The 18,806-nt window shown below is 55.9% G+C and carries 21 protein-coding genes; 8 read left to right on the plus strand and 13 right to left on the minus strand.

Going from position 1 to position 18,806, the window contains the following annotated elements; translation table 11 throughout:
- Positions 1-1,653, minus strand: coding sequence for a ricin-type beta-trefoil lectin domain protein (locus tag AC2IBB_RS02680; protein WP_486331370.1), 1,653 nt, complete (start codon positions 1,651-1,653; stop codon positions 1-3).
- 365 nt (positions 1,654-2,018) lie between these two features.
- On the opposite strand from AC2IBB_RS02680, the gene AC2IBB_RS02685 reads away from it, so the two are divergent.
- Positions 2,019-2,306, plus strand: coding sequence for a hypothetical protein (locus AC2IBB_RS02685; RefSeq protein ID WP_486331371.1), 288 nt, complete (start codon positions 2,019-2,021; stop codon positions 2,304-2,306).
- Positions 2,307-2,421: 115 nt separating this feature from the next.
- On the opposite strand, the gene AC2IBB_RS02690 is transcribed toward AC2IBB_RS02685, so the two are convergent.
- From AC2IBB_RS02690 to AC2IBB_RS02710, 5 genes are all read right to left on the minus strand, one after another.
- The gene (locus tag AC2IBB_RS02690; protein ID WP_486331372.1) at positions 2,422-3,174 is read right to left on the minus strand and encodes a helix-turn-helix domain-containing protein; all 753 of its coding nucleotides are present in this window, start codon (positions 3,172-3,174) and stop codon (positions 2,422-2,424) included.
- A gap of 139 nt (positions 3,175-3,313) precedes the next feature.
- Positions 3,314-4,474, minus strand: a complete 1,161-nt coding sequence (locus tag AC2IBB_RS02695; RefSeq protein ID WP_486331373.1) for a DUF1513 domain-containing protein — start codon at positions 4,472-4,474, stop codon at positions 3,314-3,316.
- Between the two features lies 1 nt (position 4,475).
- Positions 4,476-5,588, minus strand: a complete 1,113-nt coding sequence (locus AC2IBB_RS02700) for an imelysin family protein (protein ID WP_486331374.1) — start codon at positions 5,586-5,588, stop codon at positions 4,476-4,478.
- 11 nt (positions 5,589-5,599) lie between these two features.
- Positions 5,600-7,123, minus strand: a complete 1,524-nt coding sequence (locus tag AC2IBB_RS02705; protein WP_486331375.1) for a di-heme oxidoreductase family protein — start codon at positions 7,121-7,123, stop codon at positions 5,600-5,602.
- Positions 7,124-7,212: 89 nt separating this feature from the next.
- A complete protein-coding gene (locus tag AC2IBB_RS02710; RefSeq protein WP_486331376.1) occupies positions 7,213-8,592 on the minus strand; it encodes an imelysin family protein in 1,380 nt (459 codons plus the stop codon).
- A 221-nt stretch (positions 8,593-8,813) separates the two neighbouring features.
- Here AC2IBB_RS02710 and AC2IBB_RS02715 point away from each other — a divergent pair, with 221 nt between their 5' ends.
- Positions 8,814-9,446: a flavin reductase family protein gene (locus AC2IBB_RS02715; protein ID WP_486331377.1), complete on the plus strand. Its 633-nt coding sequence runs from the start codon at positions 8,814-8,816 to the stop codon at positions 9,444-9,446.
- 16 nt (positions 9,447-9,462) lie between these two features.
- On the opposite strand, the gene AC2IBB_RS02720 is transcribed toward AC2IBB_RS02715, so the two are convergent.
- The 5 genes from AC2IBB_RS02720 to AC2IBB_RS02740 all read right to left on the minus strand — a co-directional run bounded on the left by AC2IBB_RS02720 (position 9,463) and on the right by AC2IBB_RS02740 (position 13,478).
- Positions 9,463-10,041 (minus strand): ATPase, encoded by a 579-nt coding sequence (locus tag AC2IBB_RS02720; RefSeq protein WP_486331378.1) that lies wholly within the window; start codon positions 10,039-10,041, stop codon positions 9,463-9,465.
- A 50-nt stretch (positions 10,042-10,091) separates the two neighbouring features.
- Positions 10,092-10,433, minus strand: coding sequence for a ParD-like family protein (locus AC2IBB_RS02725; RefSeq protein WP_486331379.1), 342 nt, complete (start codon positions 10,431-10,433; stop codon positions 10,092-10,094).
- A gap of 102 nt (positions 10,434-10,535) precedes the next feature.
- Positions 10,536-10,898, minus strand: a complete 363-nt coding sequence (locus tag AC2IBB_RS02730) for a translation initiation factor Sui1 (protein ID WP_216735391.1) — start codon at positions 10,896-10,898, stop codon at positions 10,536-10,538.
- Positions 10,899-10,942: 44 nt separating this feature from the next.
- The gene (locus AC2IBB_RS02735; protein ID WP_486331380.1) at positions 10,943-11,959 is read right to left on the minus strand and encodes a YheT family hydrolase; all 1,017 of its coding nucleotides are present in this window, start codon (positions 11,957-11,959) and stop codon (positions 10,943-10,945) included.
- 91 nt (positions 11,960-12,050) lie between these two features.
- A complete protein-coding gene (locus AC2IBB_RS02740; protein WP_486331381.1) occupies positions 12,051-13,478 on the minus strand; it encodes an aminotransferase-like domain-containing protein in 1,428 nt (475 codons plus the stop codon).
- A gap of 199 nt (positions 13,479-13,677) precedes the next feature.
- Here AC2IBB_RS02740 and AC2IBB_RS02745 point away from each other — a divergent pair, with 199 nt between their 5' ends.
- The 6 genes from AC2IBB_RS02745 to AC2IBB_RS02770 all read left to right on the plus strand — a co-directional run bounded on the left by AC2IBB_RS02745 (position 13,678) and on the right by AC2IBB_RS02770 (position 16,924).
- On the plus strand, positions 13,678-13,905 hold the full coding sequence (locus AC2IBB_RS02745) for a DUF1127 domain-containing protein (protein WP_486331382.1): 228 nt from the start codon (positions 13,678-13,680) through the stop codon (positions 13,903-13,905).
- 194 nt (positions 13,906-14,099) lie between these two features.
- Complete coding sequence (locus AC2IBB_RS02750) at positions 14,100-14,714, plus strand: LysE family translocator (RefSeq protein WP_486331383.1); 615 nt, start codon at positions 14,100-14,102, stop codon at positions 14,712-14,714.
- Between the two features lie 130 nt (positions 14,715-14,844).
- Positions 14,845-15,165, plus strand: coding sequence for a hypothetical protein (locus AC2IBB_RS02755; RefSeq protein ID WP_486331384.1), 321 nt, complete (start codon positions 14,845-14,847; stop codon positions 15,163-15,165).
- 39 nt (positions 15,166-15,204) lie between these two features.
- Positions 15,205-15,942 (plus strand): helix-turn-helix transcriptional regulator, encoded by a 738-nt coding sequence (locus AC2IBB_RS02760; protein ID WP_486331385.1) that lies wholly within the window; start codon positions 15,205-15,207, stop codon positions 15,940-15,942.
- Complete coding sequence (locus tag AC2IBB_RS02765; RefSeq protein ID WP_486331386.1) at positions 15,935-16,351, plus strand: hypothetical protein; 417 nt, start codon at positions 15,935-15,937, stop codon at positions 16,349-16,351. Before AC2IBB_RS02760 ends, AC2IBB_RS02765 begins: the two co-directional genes overlap by 8 nt.
- A gap of 3 nt (positions 16,352-16,354) precedes the next feature.
- A complete protein-coding gene (locus AC2IBB_RS02770; protein WP_486331387.1) occupies positions 16,355-16,924 on the plus strand; it encodes a methyltransferase domain-containing protein in 570 nt (189 codons plus the stop codon).
- Here AC2IBB_RS02770 and AC2IBB_RS02775 read toward each other — a convergent pair.
- Positions 16,904-18,349, minus strand: coding sequence for an LruC domain-containing protein (locus AC2IBB_RS02775; RefSeq protein WP_486331388.1), 1,446 nt, complete (start codon positions 18,347-18,349; stop codon positions 16,904-16,906). The two genes, AC2IBB_RS02770 and AC2IBB_RS02775, sit on opposite strands and share 21 nt — an antisense overlap.
- Positions 18,346-18,798, minus strand: coding sequence for a hypothetical protein (locus tag AC2IBB_RS02780; RefSeq protein ID WP_486331389.1), 453 nt, complete (start codon positions 18,796-18,798; stop codon positions 18,346-18,348). Before AC2IBB_RS02780 ends, AC2IBB_RS02775 begins: the two co-directional genes overlap by 4 nt.
- Between the last annotated feature and the right edge of the window lie 8 nt (positions 18,799-18,806).

Below are 18,806 nucleotides of genomic sequence, written 5' to 3' on the forward strand. Positions count from 1 at the left end.
TCAGTCCCAGCTCCAGCGCTGTGATTTACCGCCGTGATACTCCCATAAATGCGCGCGCTGGCCATCGCCCCAGAAAGGGTCTTTGATGTCCAGCGCCATATTTGTGGCGTTGGAGATACGGAAGCTGTTGCTGGGACCTTGCAGCCAGACCTGATTGGAGCCGCCGTGACAGTTCCATAGGACGATGCGCGCTCCTTTCTCCGTACCTGCGCCGGATACGTCAATGCACTTGTCCGGCGCTGTTTTTGCGCGAATCATGCCGTACTGGTCCCGCCACCATAACTGACTATCGGCCCCGTGACAGGACCATTGATGGATCTCGACGCCGTTGTGGGTTTCGCGGCCTTCCAGATCCAGGCATTTACCTTTGTCATTGCGTAGTTTGCGCCAGATGACGGTCCTGTTGTCGCCGGGAAGCGTGACGACGGGCTGATCGCCCGGCGACCAGACGCCTTCTTGCGCCAGATCTGAATAATTCAGCCAGACATTGGCGTAACCCATGTCGGTTTTGGCGTTTTGCAGCATCTGGTTCTGATACCCGTTTTTCGGCGTAGCGAAGCGATAGTCGCCGCCAAGTTCCTGCTGGCAGAAAAATGCTCCCTGCTCCCAGATCGCGCTGCTCTGCGTGATCGCCCAGGCGTCTTCGGCATCACTGTAACAAGCGAATGGGCGCACATTGCTGCAAGCGGCGTCATTGAAGCGTCCATTACTCCACTGCTCTGCACAATGCTCGTTATTATTGGCGTTATTGGGCTCGTCCTGATCCCAGCTCCACACGGCGGCGGTCATACGCTCGTCAAAGGCTTTTAGTTGATCCAGTCCGACGACGCCCAGACTACAGCGCGCAGCCTGCGCCATTAACTCCGGCGTTATGGGCTGTGGCGGATCGCCGAATATGTCGGACAGGCGGGTGCTGTCCTCGTATATCCGCACCAGGTTGTTCTGAACGAAGTTAAGGTCGTATTTGTCAGTACGGCACTCAGGGTAAGGACGGAAGTGATCATTGTCCGTGGGAAAGCCGTAATTGTAGACCGTCTGCGCCCAGGCGTCCGAACCGCAATTACCGCCGATCAACAGCACCTGCCTACCGCTGTTGAGGATGTCCGCCTTGCTGATATTCATGGGCAGCGTGGCGCAGTTTCCCGGTTTGTAAATCAAATCCCCCATCTGTCGGTTCAAGGCTGCGATGGCGTCGTCATAGCGGCCATCAACGTGCTCTTCGAGATAGATGATTAATACTTCACCGCGGTTGCCGTCCTGCCGCAGCCAGGTAGCAACCTCTTTCAGGCCATCTTCGAAGCGGCGGTCAAAAGCAGAGCAACCGGTATGATCGTTGGTTCCGTGGCATAGCTTCAGGTCGCCATAGGTATAGTGAACATCCAGCTCCAGGGCGCGGATGCCCATGTCCAATTGATCCACCAGACTGTAAATGTGGTTGGGGTCCCAGTAGCTGCCCAGGTTTGCGTAGGCGGATGAGTTATAGCTGTTATGCGTATATGGGAAGTTGGCGCGGCCCAGCGGTTCTCCCAGGTCCAGGGCGCGTTGATGAGTCAGAGCGAGGTAGGTCCAGCTATTGCGGAAGTCTTCAATCTCGTTGGCGCAGACCGAAGACGCCACGGCCGCAATCACTGCGGCGTATGCGAGTTTTTTCATGAGAGGTATCCCTATCTTATCGTTATTTTGCCAGGGGCTTTTTATATCCAGTGCAGGTTACAACTCGGATACAGGCTTTAACCGGATACAGGGATAAGGTTAGAAAGTGTTCGGTTTTCTTCCAACACAACGGGTGTGAAATGCTTGGCGGATCACAAATTGCGCGTCATTTGAACGATGCAGCTATGCATCCGCTATGCCACACATTGTTACAAATACGTACGTAAGCCTCCGCTTTTTTGTGAACAAAAATTAACCAGTATTACTGCAACAGCAAGCGAGATTTATGGTCCAAACTGAAAACAAGACCGTAATTTTTAGCGCAGCAGGAACAATAAAACTCCCAAAAACTGAGGAGGTGACCTATGTGTACTAAACAATCAGTAGGATTAGTTGCTGGTTTAGCGTTAGCGTTGTCCAGTTCCCTATCGTTCGCGGGTGATTTGAGTATTGCAAATCAAAAAGCGGAGAATGTTGAGCACAAAAATCTGGAACAGCTGGTTACAGATTTCTATATTCAATACGGCGAACCCACTGCAGCGGGTCCCGCTACGATGAATGACAGTAAAACCAAGCGCTATGATCGCCCAATGATGGATGATGACGCGTCAGCGCGAGATATTAAGTGGGAGAAATTTGGAAGCAACGATTAACGCCTGTGAGGGCGCCTGTAGCCTCCTGGTTTAGGTGTGCAGGGACGATTGCCCATGAATGATTGGCAGGGACTGACTGAGAGGTTAGTCCCTGCTGTGCTTTCAGAGGAGGCGTCTAGAATTTTTTCGTAGATGGCTCGCGGCGCAAGCGGGTAAAGGATTGCGGCTCCCAGGGCCGAATCGCCATGACGAAGGCGGTGCCGAATTTATCATTAAGGGGAATAGACTCATCCTCCGCCACCAGAGCGTGAAACTCCGCCGCCAAACGTTGCATGCGACGTTGAATTTCCGCATTTGAACGCCGCGACAGCATGCCACTCAGGAATAAACGACTTTCACCATTTTTGTTGAAGCGAGACTGCAAAAATTCGTTTTGCACCTGCTGCTCGAAAAACTGCTGGATCGGTCCGTGCGGACGCCAGGAGAAGTGGCGGGAGATTTTTAGCTTCACCCGGTTCCCTGGCAATAGTTCAATCAACTTCATGCGGTCGAGCTTGGCCAGCAACCTCACCCCGTCTAATTCATTGATCTGATAGGTGCCAATAATCTGCTTGAAAGTCCATTTGTTCAGCAATAGCTGAGCCGTGAGCAACAGGTTTATGTCGCCGGCGAGTTCTTTTTCCTGCTCTTCGGTCAGTTCAGTAATTTCTCCGGAACTGTTTTCCATACTGCGCACCAGGTCTGAGATTTCGATCCCGAGGAATTCACAAACCCGATCCAGCCTTTGCAATGAAAAGCTGCGTTCGGAAAACAGTCGTTTGACGCTGGCTTCGGATAATTCCAGAGCCTCGGCGACGTCGGCGTAGGTTTTCCCTTGAGATTTGAGAGTGCGTTTGAGAGTGTCGATCAAGGCGATGGTTTGCGGCATAACTATCCTTCCGGGGGGAGCAGCGGACTCAAATAATAGCCCTGTCGCAGGGCGGCGTCGAGAGAGAAGGGGCCGCTGACAAGAGTCCGTCAGAGCCTTGCTGATCCAGGAGAAGACAAAAAGTTGAGCGCTGGGCGGGCTAGCCCGCCAGCGTCATATGGTTATCCCAGCGTGCGCCGGCGACGGACCAGTGTTGTTCAACTTTCATTGTCAGTGGATCGACGCGGATTACTTCACCTTCGCCGCTACTGGCCAGGAACTGCTTGCCGTCAGGCGTCAGCGAGAGTCCGCAGACGTCAGGCAGACTTATCTTTCCAACGCATTTCCGGGTGTCCAGGCTCCATAAGGTGATGGAGTCGCCCCGGGGGGAGGTAATGCCCGCCACGCGTTGATGTGAATTGATCACAACGCTGCCCGTATAGTTTTTCAGGCTGCGCCAAAGACTGTATTCAGCCGATGCGGCCTGAATTGGAGAGCCGGATTTATGCATATAGACCAACGGCGGCGTATCCGTGGGAGGGCCTTCATACTGACAGCCGAAACAGACCGCGCCATCGTCAGCTACATCCAAATGGCGAATGCTGAGCTGTTTATCCTCCAGCTCCCAACGCTCCAATACTGCTCCGCTGGCGATGTCGATATAAGCCAACGAAGGCTCCATGGCGTCTGGGTTCAGTTTTTCCCGTGGGTTATCCGGATGTGTCAGGATGCCGCCATTGGCCACTACCAGGGCTTTGCCGTCTGCGGATAAACGCAGTTCGTGCGGTCCGACGCCGCCGCTGGACCACTCGCCCACCTGACGGTAGCCGTCCTGGGCGTCGCGAACGCCAATGACGCCGCGGCCGCTGGCGTAATCGTTTTCCGTGGTGTAAAGGTAGCGGCCATCAAGGGAATAGCAGGCGTGACCGAAGAAGTGTCTGCCTTCCGCGCTGGCAAACTCCTCATAGCTGGGAGCGCCATCTGCTTTGCGACGTACGAGGGCTGCGAAGCGGGCGGGACGGCGGCCGACCAGAACGAACTCTTCGCCGGACGGATGGCGCGCCACGCCGTGCCCGCGCCCAGGCAGGGCGCGCTCCATCAGAATATCGCCCTGTAGACTCCACAACATCAGGCGAGAGTCGCCGCCAGCGCCATTCACGGATGAAAACAGCGCGCCTGAGGCGGCGGCGCCGCTGGTCGTCTGTTTGGCGGCGAACGCCCAGCCGGGGACGACCATGGCCAGTCCGCCAAGCGCCATTCCGCGAGCCAGTTGGCGGCGCGTTAACTGGGGCTGGGTTTGCTGAACAGGCTTGTGACGCATATCAGTCCCCGTCCTCGCTGTTGAAGTCCCGGGTGACGCCGATGGCGGGAAACAACTCTTTTTCTACTGTCGCCTGCAATCGACGTAGCGCTTCGTACAGGTTTTTGACCTTGGCGGTTTTATCCGCGTCGTCCACGGCGTCTTCCAGAGCAAAATCAATATGCGCCAGCTGCGCATCAACGTCATCCAGCAGACTGCTGACTTTCTTATGCATAGCGGCGTTTTCGCGCGCGAGCAGGAAGTCGTCTAGCCCGTAGCCATCGCCGCCCATATAGAAACGTCTGAGAGCGCTGAGGTTGTTGCGAATATTGTCGATGGAATGGCGGCTGTAGAAAGACTCCAACGCTTTCAGCTTGGCGGAGCGACCCTCCAGCCCCATAGGCGTCGCCACTTTGTTGGCGGTGATTTGCTGGATGCCGGTCATGAGTCCGTTCAGGTATTCATCGACGCCTTCCTGAGGCACGCTGAGGTCGCCGTCCGCTTCGAATGGATTTTCGAAGTTGTCTCCAAATTTCCCTTTCCATTCTTTCTCCAGTTCCGCCGCGATCTCCACGCTGTGTCCGGCGATAGCCGTCAGCGCCTGGCATCGACGGGCGCCGAGGTCAGAAGACTGCAGCTTGCTGAGGGCGTCTTTGCCGAACAACAGGTACTCGATGGCGGGCAGGCCCTGGATTGCGATACTGCCGTTGCTGATTGCGCTCTGTAGTTGATCCGAGCCGGAAGCCAGTGATTCTACGGCGCGCTCCAGCAGTTTTTCACGAATAGGCCAGCTTTGCATGCGCAGGCGGCGGTCATGCTCTTGCAGTGGGCCGAATTGAATGAGCGAGACGCCCATCCAGGTTTGCATGAGGTCGCGCCATGCCTGCTGCGCCTGCTCAAGGGAATTTTCATCTGTCTTTTCGCATAAGGCCGCCGCCTTGGTTTTCAGGGTCTGGACTTTGGCGCTGAGTTCCTCGTGAGTGGGTACGATCAGACTGTTTCTGGCCTGCTGCAGAATCTGCAGGTATTCCTTTTCTAAACTTTCCCCCGCCGCGACTGCGGGCGGCGACAGCGCGGACGCCGCCAGCACGCCTGCGCTGAACAGTCTGAATAGGCTCGTCGATTTAAAGTTCAAAGCGGACTCCTTTACAGAGATTCCAAAAATTTCACCAACGCGTCACGCTCTTCCGCCTTGAACGTCAGCACTTTATCCCGCGATTGCTGCGCTTCGCCGCCATGCCAAAGCACGGCTTCCAGCAAGGTGCGCGCGCGCCCGTCATGCAGATAAGTCGCCTGCGGATTGACGACCTGGCTTAACCCTATGCCCCAAAGCGGCGGCGTGCGCCATTCCGTTGCGGTGGCGTCATGCTCCACCACTTCGTCCGCAGGCGCGGGAGAGCCGTTCAGTTTCAGGTCCGCCAGGTCAGGGCCCATATCGTGGAGCAGCATGTCCGTGTAAGGAAAAATGATTTGCTCGGACTGCTCTATATGGTTTTTGTCCAGTTTCGCAGTGACGAAAGACTCATTGTGGCAGGCGTTACAGCCAGCTTCTCGAAACAGGCGATGGCCTTTTTGCACAGCGCTGTCCTCGATGTTGCGGCGCGCCGGAACCGCCAGATTGCGGCCGTAGAACGTGACGAAATCCAGGATGTCGTCGCGAATTTCAACGCCGTTTTCATCCGCGCCGTTGGGGGCTTTTTTGCATGCGCTTTGAGCGTCAGTGCAATGGTCTGCGGTAAACAGGGATGAAGTAAGGCCCATGTCGCCGTTGAAGGCGCCGGCAGTCTGCTGTTTGACGGTGGGCTGGCCGGCTTTCCAGCCGAAACGGCCGAGCGCCAGTGTCTTTTTCTCTACGTCCCAAACCCGGTTGGGGCGGCCGGATACGCCGTCTTGGTTACTGTCCTGCGGGTCAGCCAGGGCTTCAATATCAGTCTGGGGAATAGCTTCCAACAGTCCGAGGCCGATGACCGGCGGCGCCACACGTAAAGACAGGGTCAGGTCATCCGCAGGCTCGCCATAGGCCCAATTACGCAGACGCCACTGTGGCCGCCGCAGGCTGACTTTGAAGTCGTCAGCGAAACTCAGGGTCTCTTCGCTGTAGCTGACCTCAATACGGGCTTCAGGGGATACGCCGGGAATGGCGCGGTCCTGTAGCTGACCGCCGTAGACGGGATCGCCCAGGTTGGCGACTTCGGGTTTGCCCAATAGCGCCTGTTCGTCTGCGTTGCGCGCTGGCCGGCTCAATCGGATCAACAGGCTGTCGGCGTCATCCGCCGCGTCATCCGGCGCATGGCCGCGGCCGTCATTAAAGTGACAGCTCTGACAGGCGCTGACGTTGAACAGCGGTCCCAGGCCATCGCGCAGATCCGTGGTTGCGGGCGCGATGACCCAGGGATCTTCAAAAAAGTCATTGCCGATCAGGAAGTCGCCTTTGCGACGGGAGCTCATGTTGGCGGAATTCAGGCTGAATGCGCCTGCGTGCGTCGCCTGTACAGTGGTGTCTCCGCCTGATTGTTTCTGGGTGGCGAGATTATAGCCCTCGGTGGCGGCGCAGGCAGGGGCGGCGGCCAAAAAAGCGCTCTGTATAAACGCAAAAAAAGCGCCTTGGCGCTTCCCGGTGTGTTTGGTTAATGGAAATGGATAAAAGGGTTTGGGTCCCGATCTTTTCATTATTTCATCACAGCTAATTATCAGAGATTACGGCGGTCGGTCGGGGATTTTACCCGATTCTCGACCGGCCGCCGTGATTTACATCAGGATCAGGATTCGCAGTCGCCTACGTCGTCAGTGGGACAAGTGCCGGGGTCAAACTCCTGCAGGCTCAGCGCCAGCACTTTGGACACGCCTTCGCTCAATGGCTCTTCCAGGCTGACCAATGCCGCGGCGGCGTCCAGCACCAGTTTTTTGTCTTCCGCACTGCCGCCGACCAACTGATCGAACTTTTTGCCGCCGGATTTAGCTTCCGCTTTGTCGACGATGGCGCGCATACGACTCTCAATCAAGCTCATGTGCTCATCCATTTGTTGCTTGAGCGCGGGGTTATGATGCGCCACCAGATCCGCAATGCTGGGACCGCTGACTACGCTGCCGTCCAGGCGAGTGTAGCTGCCGCGATATGCGTCCACCACGCCCATGGCGTTGTTATAGATGGCGATGTGGGTCAGGTCGCTGAAGCAGTCATGTTCGTCTTCAGTGCTGCCAAACAGGATCGCCACTTTCATACGCTCGCTGGCCAGTTCGCCGATGGCCATGTCGCCCATGGAGTCCAGGATGCGCTGCAGGCCGTCGCCACGGGTCAGGAAGTCGTTACGCAAGGTGCCTTTACGCTCGCCGGCGGCGGGCGTCCACTCCGCCTCCATTGCATGCAGGTCAATGACCAGCAGGTCAGCCGCCGCTTTCAGGTACTGCGCGCGACGCTGGCATATTTTGTAGTCTGACTTCTTGTCGCCGCTGGTGCAGGCGCCTTGTCTGGACTGGGTATAGTAGTCGCTGACGGGACGTGCGCCGGCGCCAGGACCTGTTCCGTTAAGATCCTGGCCCCACAGCAGAAATTCAATCGCATGTACGCCGCTGGTGACGTTGGCTTCCGCGCCGCCGATTTCATTCATGCCGGCGATCAGTTCCGGGGTGATGGTCGAGATGTCAATGCTCTGGCCGCCTACGGTGAAAACGCCAGTGCTGTTGATGATGTTCTTGGGTGAGTTGTATTCGCCTTCATAGGAGCCGGAAACGTAATCGATCAAGGCTTCGTCCAGCGGCCAGGCGTTGACCTGACCTTCCCAGGCGTCGATGCTGGCGATACCGCCGTCTGCGTCCAGACCTTCAGTGACATGTCCGTTCTCTACGTCAAAACGCAGGACTTCGCTTTGCTGATAGGGAACCCGCGCCTGTGCGTAGGCGGCTTTGGCTGCATCCAGATTAGCCTGGGTGGGATTGGCCAGGAATACGTCGATAGACTTGTTCAACTGCTTCGCCGCCAACAGAGAGTCTTCATACATAGCGTGAGCCATGTTAGCGAAGTGATCGACAACTTGTTTCGGTTCAACAATCTGGCTGGTGCTTGAAGTCTGGTGCCCGGCGCAGGCGGACATAAACAGCGGAACAGCGAGAGCTGCGGCGAGTTTGCAAGGGCGCATCATGGGATCGGTTCCTATTGGTGAATAATACTAATAATGTAAATGATAATAGTTACTATTATTTCATTATTCAATAACACTACGGGCGAGCGGCGCCTCGCCTGGATTTTCATGGGCGCTGGAGAATGGGGCGGCGCGTCGTTACAAGCTGGCCAACTGAACCTGTAGTGCAAAATACGCGTATAGTTATGCGTTTGTAACCAGACGCTGACGATGGAGGCCGCATGCTGATCAGCCGTGAAGAAATCGAATCGATGCCGCATTTGTATCGGGTCGCCTTTATTAATTCTCTCACTGGGTTCAAGAGCGCGAACCTGGTTGGGACGGTTGACAGCGAGGGGTGCACCAACCTTTCCATTGTCAGCTCCTGTACTCATATCGGAGCGCATCCGCCCCTGGTGGCTATGATTATCCGTCCGCATTCGGTCGAAAGGCACACGCTGGAGAACCTGCTTGCTACCGGTTTTTACACGCTGAACCAGGTGCATGAAGACATCTATCGGCATTCCCATCAGACTTCCGCCCGCTATCCCAAAGAGGTTTCTGAGTTCGCTGCTGTGGGGCTGACGGAGGCCTGGCGGGAAGATTTCGCCGCGCCCTATGTGAAAGAAAGCAAAATCTCACTGGGAATGGCGTTGCGTGAGCATCATCATCTCAGCATCAATGGAACTGAACTGGTGATTGGCGAGATCATGCAGGTGCAAGTACCAATGGAGTGTCTGGCGCAGGATGGCTTTGTGGATATCGAAAAAGCTGGAACAGTAGCGCTGTCCGGGCTCGACAGCTATCACCGCAGCCAGCGTCTGGCCCGACTGAGTTACGCCAAACCGGATGCGCCCTTGAGTGAGATAGAATAGCGCGGAGATGCAGACGTTAGTCTGCAATCATACGCAGCGCCCAAGTCGGGGTGGTTTCTCCCCACTGCACGGCGCGGCCATGCTCCAGTTTGACGACAAACTGATAAGGCGCTTCTGCGCTGGTGTTATCGAAGAAATACGCAAAGTCGACGAAATTGATGGCGGCGCTGACATTTTCCCGTAGCCGTGGCAGTCGGCGGCGCAAACGGTCTTCCGGCACGTCGTGGCCCCCTGCGCGGACGCGCTGGGAGACTCTGTTAACGTGCAGGTCTTCCAACTGCAAATGGATATAAACCAGCGTGATTTCATAACCATGGCGCTTGGCGGACAACAAGAGGTCCACTTTGGAAGGATGGGAAAATACGGTTTCCATGCAGAAGGAGCGTCGCTCGCGCAGGAGTTGCTCTCGTAGCGCCTGAGCTTCTTGCGCCGCGCGTAAGGTGACTTCGTCATCAATGGTCTGGGCGTAACCTTTGGCGATTTCGTCCGCGTTGACGAAAGGAATGTCCAGATGTGCGAGCTTATGTTTGTAAAAAGTGCTTTTGCCTGCGCCGTTGCCGCCGACGAGGACCCATAAAACCGGTTTACGTCTCACTCTCCGTCCTTATTGTTGTGTTTTCGTATGATGAATCACTTTCGGGTCAGTCAGGGCTCATAACGTTTGATTGATTCGCCGTCCTCGCTGCCGTAATAACTGTCATCGCGGTTTTTCAGTTCGTCCGTCACCGAGCTGAAGTCGTCGTCGATGAACTGATCGAACAGCGTACGGGACGCCATCAGGCGCTCGTCATTATTCAGGTTGTCGATCTGTATTTCGCCGGACAGGAAGCTTCGGATGCGTTCATAGGATAAAACGCCGGAACGCTCCACCATCTGGCCAATCTTGGCCCAGTGTTCAATCTGGCCCTGGACGGAACGGTGCGCGCCTTTGGCTTCACGTCTGGCGCTGTCAATGAGAAGGTCGTCGATTCGGACGGACTGGGGCATGGCGGGCTCCAACAACTTGAGTGTCGATAATGAACAAATTATAGACGTAATCGCAAAATGCGATCAAGGTGCGATTATTAATATAGCCATGCCTTGGGCGCGTCAGCCGCCTGCTTTCTTGGCGGTGAATCCCTTCTTTTTCAGCTCTTCCACGATCAGGTCGCGATGATCGCCTTGAATTTCAATCACTCCGTCTTTGACCGTGCCGCCAACGCCGCATTTCTGCTTCAGATGTTTGGCGAGATTCTTTAATTCTTCGCCCGCCAGCAGAACGCCTTTCACTACAGTGACGCCTTTGCCTTTTCTACCAGCGGTTTCGCGGCTGACCCGCACCACGCCGTCACCCTGGGGGACGGCGGTTTGACCGCAAACGCAGGCGTCCACGGGTTTGCCGCAATCCGGACACATTCGACCAAACTCTGTGGAGTAAACCAGTCCGGAGTTTTTTGCGCTTTTCTTCGACATAGGTAATTCGTGCCTGTTCAAAATCATGTATTCAGCGAGAGGGATCAGCGTTGCGCATCTTCCCCCAGGAAGTCGGCGATATAACGGTCCGCCCAACTTTCCATTTTGAAATTTTCGATAAATCCGCAGTGGCCGCCGTAGGGAGAGCGTACTATTTTCAGCAGCGGGTTGCCGTTGAGGTGGTCCAGGTCCCGCGCGGGGATCACCGGATCATCTTCGGCCAGCACCAGACGGGTTTCCACCTGAATCTGGCGCATACGCTCGCCGGTGACGGCGTAGCCTTTGAAGTATACTTCGGAGTTGGCGTAGGGCGTATGGGCGCCGACAAAGTAGTCGCTCATTTCCGTCAGACTTTTACGATCATAGAAGGCGTCGTAGTCGATTAAGCCGGGATGGTTGTCCGCTTTTTTACGCAACGAGCGTAACCATTTCTTGCGGAAATAACTGCGATAGATCGGCAGACCATGCTCCAGAGCCCATAAAGTGTGCATCGGCTCCAGAACGGGGGAGATCGCCGCTACTTTGCTCAGTTTAAGCCCAAATTCCTGAACTTTCGTCGCCACTCTTAAAGCGAAATTGCCCCCCAGAGAAAAACCGGCGAGATACCACTGCTCCGGTTCCAGTTGCGTCTGCATTTTATTGAGGGCTTCGCAGACTTCGTCCAGGCGATTGGCGTGGAACAGCTCTTCAGTCAAATGATGGGTGGGACCGTGATCGCGCAGATGCAGACGGAAGATGTCGTAACCGGCGTTATACAAATGCGCCGCGAGGGAGAGTATATACAGCGAATCTGCGCAGCCTTCCCAACCATGAATCAACACGGCCAGCTTGCGCGGTTTGTGTTCCCGACAGCTGAGCAGACCGTGAATTTTCCCCCCATCGGCGCAGTCGAAAATATAAGGCTGGGCGCGATCCAATACCTCTTGAGCGCGTTTCGCCATCATGGGACGACGCAGTTTCACCGACGCGAACAGCGACTGAACGTGCCGGTTGCGCAGGCCGAACTGGGGTTTCCATTCGGCGGTTTCTTCACTATGGCGGTCGTCTGTGGCGTCGTTCATGGCGGCGATACCCTGCTGCAGAGTGGTCTTGAGAGCGTCCAGTATAAATCCTGTGAACGCTCCCGTCTCTGAGACTTGCGCAGGGGGCGTATCAGGACGATTGCAGTTCTTCTTTCACCCACTGACCGATTTTACGCACCGCCAGTTCACGCTCCGGCGACCAGCCCTGGGCGTAATTGAGGCGGAAGCAGTGGCGATACTGGCCCGATATAGAGAACAGTTCGCCGGGCGCCAGCATAACGCCTTCCGCATGGGCGCGGTGATACAGTTGCGTGGTGTCGATCTTGCGCGGCAGTTCGAACCAGGCCACCAGTCCTCCCTGGGGACGGGAGATGCGGGTGCCTTCGGGAAAGTGTTCGTTGACCAGATCCAGCAGCCGCGCGAACCGCTGCCGATAGCACTCCCGCGCCTGACGCAGGTGACGGTCGTACATGCCTTGGGAAAGCACTTCCGCCATCACCATCTGCGGCAAGGTCGGCAGGGCGATGCTGTTGATGAATTTGCGATGACTGACTGCTTCGAAATAACGGCCCGGCATCACCCAGCCGAGACGTAACTGGGGATCGATGGTTTTCGATAGCGAGGAACACAGCAGTACTCGCCCGTCCGGGTCAAAGGCTTTGACGGCCTTGGGGCGGTGGTCGCCGAAGTACAGATCGCCGTAGACATCGTCCTCAATCAGCGGGATGTCATAGCGACCGAGAATTTTCACCAGCTCTGCTTTGCGCTCGTCGGGCATCAGTGAGCCGATGGGGTTGGAGAAGGTGGCGACGGTCAGCACAACTTTGATCGGCCATTTCTCCAGCGCCAGTTGCAACGCTTCCAGGCTCAGGCCGGTCTGCGGATGAGCGGGAATCTCCAGCGCCTTGAGGCCGAAGGTCTCGATCATCTGCAGCAGACCGTAATAGCAGGGGGACTCCACCGCAACAATATCGCCGGGTTGGGTCAGCACCCGCAGGCATAACGCCATGGCGTTCTGGCATCCGGCAGTGGTGATGATGCACTCTGGGGAGATAAAAACCCCTGAATCCACGGCGCGGCGGGCGATCTGATGACGAAACTCGCGCACGCCCTCTGGCGAGTCATAGCCAATGCCCAGAAACGTCTTACTGCGCGCCATCTGTGCGAAGGTGCGCTGAACTTGCTTGAGAATAGGAAAATCCAGCGCCGGAATCGCCGCGCTCATGCTTACCCCTTTGCGGGCGGCGGCGTCGCGCTGCACCTCCATTACCAACTGTGAGGTGTTGGCGGGGCGGGGCTTGGGCGTGTGGCGAGTTTGCGTCGGGGTGGCGAGCCGGTCCTCTTTACGTTTGCGTACGTAATAACCGGACTTGGGGCGCGCCTCAATCCAGCCGCGGTCCTCCAGAACACCGTAGGCGGTGTTGACGGTGGAGATGCTGACTTGTTGTTTCTTCGCCATTTGGCGTACGGAAGGGAGTTTGTCGCCGACGCGGAACACGCCTTCGCGAATCTGATCCGCCAACTGGTCGGCCAGACGCGCATAAAGATTCATTTCCATAAGCAGTACAGATTTAGCCGGTTAACACCATAACAGAAGGTTAATTAGGAAATCTGTTATGGTCAACATGTTTGGTTTTTGAATCTGTAACGGCTCAAAAAAGGGCGATAAAGTATGCATCCTAGATTGGTGGCGAAAATTAAGGCGCGACCAGCGGTACAGATTTGTCCGGATCGCGTCCGAGCAGAGGAGATGAAGCATGGCCGTAGCACATTTTGGAAAATTCGGTCGGAATGCGGCGCCTTCCGACAGTCATGGCGCGCATGAAGCCACAACTCACAGTTTGAAAGGTCTGATTGGCAAGTGGCGCCGCAATATCGATACCCGGCATCAGTTGTCGTTGATGTCGGACAGCATGCTGGATGATATCGGCCTGACCCGCGAAGCCGCGGAAGCGGAAGCCAGAAAACCCTTCTGGCGCGACTAAGGCCGCTCTGAGGCGAGATCGTTTAGCATTTTTTTGTCTTCCCATACGAGTTTACCCTCGTATTTTTGCCTCCGGATACCTCATCCGGAGGCTCTTTTAACCCTTTAGTCTTTGCAAATCTCCAAGCGCTCCAGGATGTCTGAGTTCGCGCGCCGGTTGTTGCAGTTGTTCCGCTTCGGCGGGGAGTCGTCATCATGGAATTATTTTTCGCCGTACTGCTGTTTGCTGTTTCCACCACTGTCACCCCCGGGCCGAATAACATCATGGTGATGGCTTCAGGCGTTAACTTCGGCGTGCGCCGCACCTTGCCGCATTTTCTTGGCATTTGTCTGGGATTTCCTTCTATGGTGGCGGCAGTCGGACTGGGGCTGGGCGCTCTTTTTGTGCAAGCGCCGGCGCTGCATGTGGTCGTTAAAGTGGTAGGCGTAACCTACATGCTGTATCTGGCCTGGAAGATCGCTTCGACGGACACCTCCATCAATGCGAAGAAAGAGGTTAAACCCATGACCTTCTGGCAGGCGGCGGTGTTTCAGTGGGTGAACCCTAAAGCCTGGATCATGGCCATTGGGGCGGTAGCGGCGTTCACAACTGTCAGTGGCGACATGAGTGCGCAGGTGGCGGTTATCGCCCTGGCGTTTCTCTCCGTCAGCTTCCCCTGTGTCGGCGTATGGATGCTGTGTGGCGCGATATTGCAAAAAGTGATGACTCAACCCCGACATCAGCGCGTGTTTAACCTGACTATGTCGTTTCTCCTGGTAGCCTCCATTTTGCCGATGATCGCTTCCAACCTCAGCGACGTTCCGGTCTGACTTGACGCGACGGTCCCGTTGCGCAGGTTTTTTATCCTCAACCCCCATTTCTCCTGACAGAATGCTGTCAGGAGCTCTTTTTTATGCTGTCTCCGAGTTCTTAATATCACTTCAATCAAGGAGACTGAGCATGAGCCAGATCGTAGAGCTTGTAACCTTCAAACTATTACCCCATGCGGACAAAGGCGCCTTCGCCGAGGCCAGCGAAGGCGTCAACGCGTTTGTTAGAAAGCGCGATGGGTTTCTCTATCGCAGCCTGTGTGAAAACCCTCAGGAAAACAGCTGGACGGATATTGTATATTGGCAGGATATGGACGCCGCGAAGCAAGCGGGGGAGCTGTTCATGACGTCAGAACTGACGCGCGGCTTTATGAGCTATATTGATCCGACTTCCGTTACAATGCGGCATCTACAGGTAGCGAGCGATTCAGGTTGTTCAATGTCCGCCTGAGAGCCGAATACTCCCATGTCGTGAGGAATCCTTTCCCGGATGCGCAGAGCTGATCGTCTTTTTCAAATTGTGACTATTCTGCGCAGCCGGCGCGGGGCCACCACCGCAAAAATTATCGCGGAGCAGTTAGAGGTGTCGGAGCGCACTATCTATCGTGATATTCAGGCGCTGATGGTGTCCGGCGTGCCGATTGAAAGCGAAGCTGGCGTGGGGTATCGGTTGATGAGGGGCTTCACCTTGCCGCCGCTCAACTTTCAAGAAGACGAACTGGAAGCTCTGCTGCTGGGCATGCGTATGGTGCAGGCCTGGAGCGACCGCGCCATGGGCCGGGCCGCCACCCACGCCTTGCAGAAGATTCTGGCGGAACTCCCCTCCCATTTAAAGCGCATGGGCGAACAGACGCAGATATATTCCCCCCAATTTTTTGTAGACGGCAAAACCGCCCAGTTTGGCGAGGAGTTACGCGCTGCGATTCGACAGAAAACGTTGATCTGGGTCCGCTACAAACGAGTCGATGGCGTTGAGAGCGAGCGCTGGCTGGAGCCGTTAGGCATGTTCTTCTGGGGCCGCACCTGGACCCTGGTCGCCTGGTGTCGCCTGCGCGCCGAATATCGTGAGTTCCGGCTGGATCGTTTGTTGGAGCTCAGGGCCGCCCAGGAGACCTTCGAGACCCAAAAAGACAAATGTTTAGATCATTATCTGGATCATGTAACCTCGCTGTATAACGAATACTTTCAGGAACATTCCAGAACAGACCAGCCCAATTCCAATGAGTGACGCCCCTTCTTCTGGCGTAATCGGCGACTTTCCCGGCAAACGCTGGTTGAAGATAGCGCTGCGCACGCTGCATATTCTCAGCGTCGCCGGCGTGTGCGGCGGCATCTGGTTTGGCCATGGGCAGGAAGAATGGCGCGGCTTCTGGATGTTCGCCCTGGCCAGCGGCCTGGCGATGCTGCTGCTCGATTTGCTCTCCAACTGGCTATGGCTGGTGCAGGTCCGCGGCGCGGTGATTCTCTCCAAGTTTGTTCTATTCTCTATGCTGGGCGTGTATCCCTCTGCGGATCGCTGGCTGCTGACCGTTATCATCATCGCCTCCGTGGTAATTTCTCATGCTCCCGGCTCGATTAGATACTATTCTTTATTACATCGGCGCGTGATGCGTTCACTCTCGGATATGAAAGGATGACAGATGTATTGTCATGATGAAGAACCGTCGCCTTTACTGGTCAGATGGCAAGACGCGTTTCTCGACGCGCCTGTGGCGCCGGTGCTTGATCTGGCCTGCGGCCATGGCCGCAATGGGCTGTGGCTGGCGCGTCGGGGGCGGGATGTGGTCTTCGCCGACCGTGACGCGGAGGCGTTGGACGCTATCGCCGAGGTGTTGTCGCAAGAGGGGCTGCCTGGACGCATCTGGTGTATCGATCTGGAGACGCACCTGCCTAATCTGGATGACGATAGTTTTTCTGCAATCCTGGTGTTCCGTTACCTGCATCGCCCGTTGTTTCCCCTGTTAAGGCGGTCCTTGGCCCCTGGCGGCTATCTTTTCTATGAAACCTTTAACTGGGAACAGCCGCAGTACGGCCGTCCCTCCAATCCTGACTTCCTGTTGCAGCCCGGCGAATTGCGACGGGAATTCGCCGCCTGGGATGAAGTGCACTACTTCGAAGGGGTGGACCCCGAGAAACCTCAGGCGATTTCTCGATGGGTCGGACAAAAGCCCCGTCTCGGTGTTTCAGATCTACCGCCATTGCCAGCTTGAGCGCGGGATGGACATCACTCGCACGGGATTTTTGTTGGCGTGCCAGTCCTGATCGGTTGCGCCCTCGGAGTTGATATAATCAATGAGGTCGGTGTAGGCCAGTCCCATATCCGTATGCTCGGTAGGCGGCGACCAGGAGTCGGGCAGAATCAAACCGAATGGATATCCCTGGTCGTTGACGAAGTCCATACCGGAATAGACGGTCTGGAAATTCGGGCGTACGTAAAGATAGGGGCGGAACGCGCTGGGAGAAAAAGCGTCCAGGGGGGTGTCCAGCGCAATTGAGAACGTGAAACCCGGCCCCTGTATGATGGGGTAGGCGGGTTCGGTATTGACGAACCGCGCGCCTGCGACAGGGCTCCATAAGCTCTTTAGCCTCGTGAACAAAGGCAGGTCGGTCTGGCCGGTGACGATTCTCTCCTGGCTCTCTTCGGCTATCGATGCGCCCGTTTCGGGCGATAACACCTGAGTTGAGGCGGTTCCGCTAATGGCCCCCAGATTAAAAGACAGCCCCCAATCCAGGTCGTACTCCGCGCCTTTGGCCACCAGAAAGCCTTCTCCAAATATTTGCACCGCCTTGCCGTATTTATTGAAAGCTGCGTTGACGCGGTAGGCGACCACCAAGTCATTGAAATCGTAATCGCCCCGGTTCGGATAAGAGTCCTCAAAGGCGGCGATATAGTAGTTATCGGCGCTGGGAAAATACTGCACGCTGACTATCGTCAGGTCGGAATCGCCCGGTCTGATCACTAGCGGCGCTTCTAGCCAGCCTGCCTGCAGTTGGTCCAGATATGCAGCGTCTTCGGCGGTGAGGATAGCGATGTCTTCATAGCCATTTGAATAGTCGTAGAAGGCCTCAGGGTCCCCCAGTTGCGTCTGCGTATCCGTAAGGCGGATGTTGAGCGTGACTGCGGTGGCGCTGGTCAAGTTAATATCGACCGGCACATAAATGGTTGAATCGAAGTCTGACCCGTATATGTCGCTGTCTGAATTAGGCGTGATGCGGCTGGAGCCGGTATCGCCGAGCATGGTGTAGCGCAATTGGCGTTCCGGCTCGCCTTTAGGGGCGATCATGCTCTGGCTCTGTGTCCAGAACTCAGTAAAAACCTGCGCACCGTCTGGCAGCTCAACCACCAGCTCAAGACTTTCTATCGCGATCCCTTGTGATGAGGCTTTTTCCGTACCGTTTGCGGCCTCATTGACGTCAACGGCGAAGACCAGGCGTCCGTCGTTGTCCTGGCGAAATGCTTCAAGCTCGCTGCTGCTCAGGTCTGGCTCGCTCCCCGCTATGTCCATAACGTTGATATTGCCTGATCCCTGCGACTTGATGACATCATTAAGGCGTTTAGAAACCGGGGCCGCAAAGGTCGTTGTACAGAAGACGATCAGAGAAGCGCTAAGCAAAGTCAGGGTAGTGTTTCTCATAGCTCAATTTCTCCTGTGACGGATGCTGCGTCTCCAGTCACGCCAAAGAGGTCGTAGTTAATCCGGTCCTGACTTTGAAGCAGGCTGAGTTCAAGGCTGTATTCGTAGTTCAAACCATTCTGTACCGGAACGATTTCGCCCAGAAAAACGGGGGCGTCAGGGCTGTCGTAAACTTTGAGGAAAAGGCGGGACTCAACAACAAGCGCATCCGGTATCGGGATAATCGCCTGCTTGATCGCATAAGCGCTCAGTGAGGTTGCGGCGGCGTTAACTGTGCTGGACAGTGTGAGAGTGTCTGAGTCGGACGTTTCCACGTCCGTTTGTGGTTCCGTCACCGTGACGCTTCCGCTGGAAGACGCGCCGCCTGAGCCACCGCCGCCGCATGCCTGTAATAGACAGCATGAGATTGCGACCGCAAAAGTAAGCACTGTATTTTGGACTTGAATCATAACAATAT

It is taken from the genome of Hahella sp. NS-SX17 (assembly GCF_057367735.1).

Bases quoted from the DNA above. Each gene is read 5' to 3' on its own strand.
- AC2IBB_RS02735 (WP_486331380.1), bottom strand. From the start codon at position 11,959: ATGAACGACGCCACAGACGACCGCCATAGTGAAGAAACCGCCGAATGG.
- AC2IBB_RS02770 (WP_486331387.1), top strand. From the start codon at position 16,355: ATGTATTGTCATGATGAAGAACCGTCGCCTTTACTGGTCAGATGGCAA.
- AC2IBB_RS02740 (WP_486331381.1), bottom strand. From the start codon at position 13,478: ATGGAAATGAATCTTTATGCGCGTCTGGCCGACCAGTTGGCGGATCAG.
- AC2IBB_RS02750 (WP_486331383.1), top strand. From the start codon at position 14,100: ATGGAATTATTTTTCGCCGTACTGCTGTTTGCTGTTTCCACCACTGTC.
- AC2IBB_RS02765 (WP_486331386.1), top strand. From the start codon at position 15,935: ATGAGTGACGCCCCTTCTTCTGGCGTAATCGGCGACTTTCCCGGCAAA.
- AC2IBB_RS02745 (WP_486331382.1), top strand. From the start codon at position 13,678: ATGGCCGTAGCACATTTTGGAAAATTCGGTCGGAATGCGGCGCCTTCC.
- AC2IBB_RS02690 (WP_486331372.1), bottom strand. From the start codon at position 3,174: ATGCCGCAAACCATCGCCTTGATCGACACTCTCAAACGCACTCTCAAA.
- AC2IBB_RS02705 (WP_486331375.1), bottom strand. From the start codon at position 7,123: ATGAAAAGATCGGGACCCAAACCCTTTTATCCATTTCCATTAACCAAA.
- AC2IBB_RS02715 (WP_486331377.1), top strand. From the start codon at position 8,814: ATGCTGATCAGCCGTGAAGAAATCGAATCGATGCCGCATTTGTATCGG.
- AC2IBB_RS02695 (WP_486331373.1), bottom strand. From the start codon at position 4,474: ATGCGTCACAAGCCTGTTCAGCAAACCCAGCCCCAGTTAACGCGCCGC.
- AC2IBB_RS02685 (WP_486331371.1), top strand. From the start codon at position 2,019: ATGTGTACTAAACAATCAGTAGGATTAGTTGCTGGTTTAGCGTTAGCG.
- AC2IBB_RS02725 (WP_486331379.1), bottom strand. From the start codon at position 10,433: ATGCCCCAGTCCGTCCGAATCGACGACCTTCTCATTGACAGCGCCAGA.
- AC2IBB_RS02775 (WP_486331388.1), bottom strand. From the start codon at position 18,349: ATGAGAAACACTACCCTGACTTTGCTTAGCGCTTCTCTGATCGTCTTC.
- AC2IBB_RS02710 (WP_486331376.1), bottom strand. From the start codon at position 8,592: ATGATGCGCCCTTGCAAACTCGCCGCAGCTCTCGCTGTTCCGCTGTTT.
- AC2IBB_RS02680 (WP_486331370.1), bottom strand. From the start codon at position 1,653: ATGAAAAAACTCGCATACGCCGCAGTGATTGCGGCCGTGGCGTCTTCG.
- AC2IBB_RS02730 (WP_216735391.1), bottom strand. From the start codon at position 10,898: ATGTCGAAGAAAAGCGCAAAAAACTCCGGACTGGTTTACTCCACAGAG.
- AC2IBB_RS02780 (WP_486331389.1), bottom strand. From the start codon at position 18,798: ATGATTCAAGTCCAAAATACAGTGCTTACTTTTGCGGTCGCAATCTCA.
- AC2IBB_RS02760 (WP_486331385.1), top strand. From the start codon at position 15,205: ATGCGCAGAGCTGATCGTCTTTTTCAAATTGTGACTATTCTGCGCAGC.
- AC2IBB_RS02755 (WP_486331384.1), top strand. From the start codon at position 14,845: ATGAGCCAGATCGTAGAGCTTGTAACCTTCAAACTATTACCCCATGCG.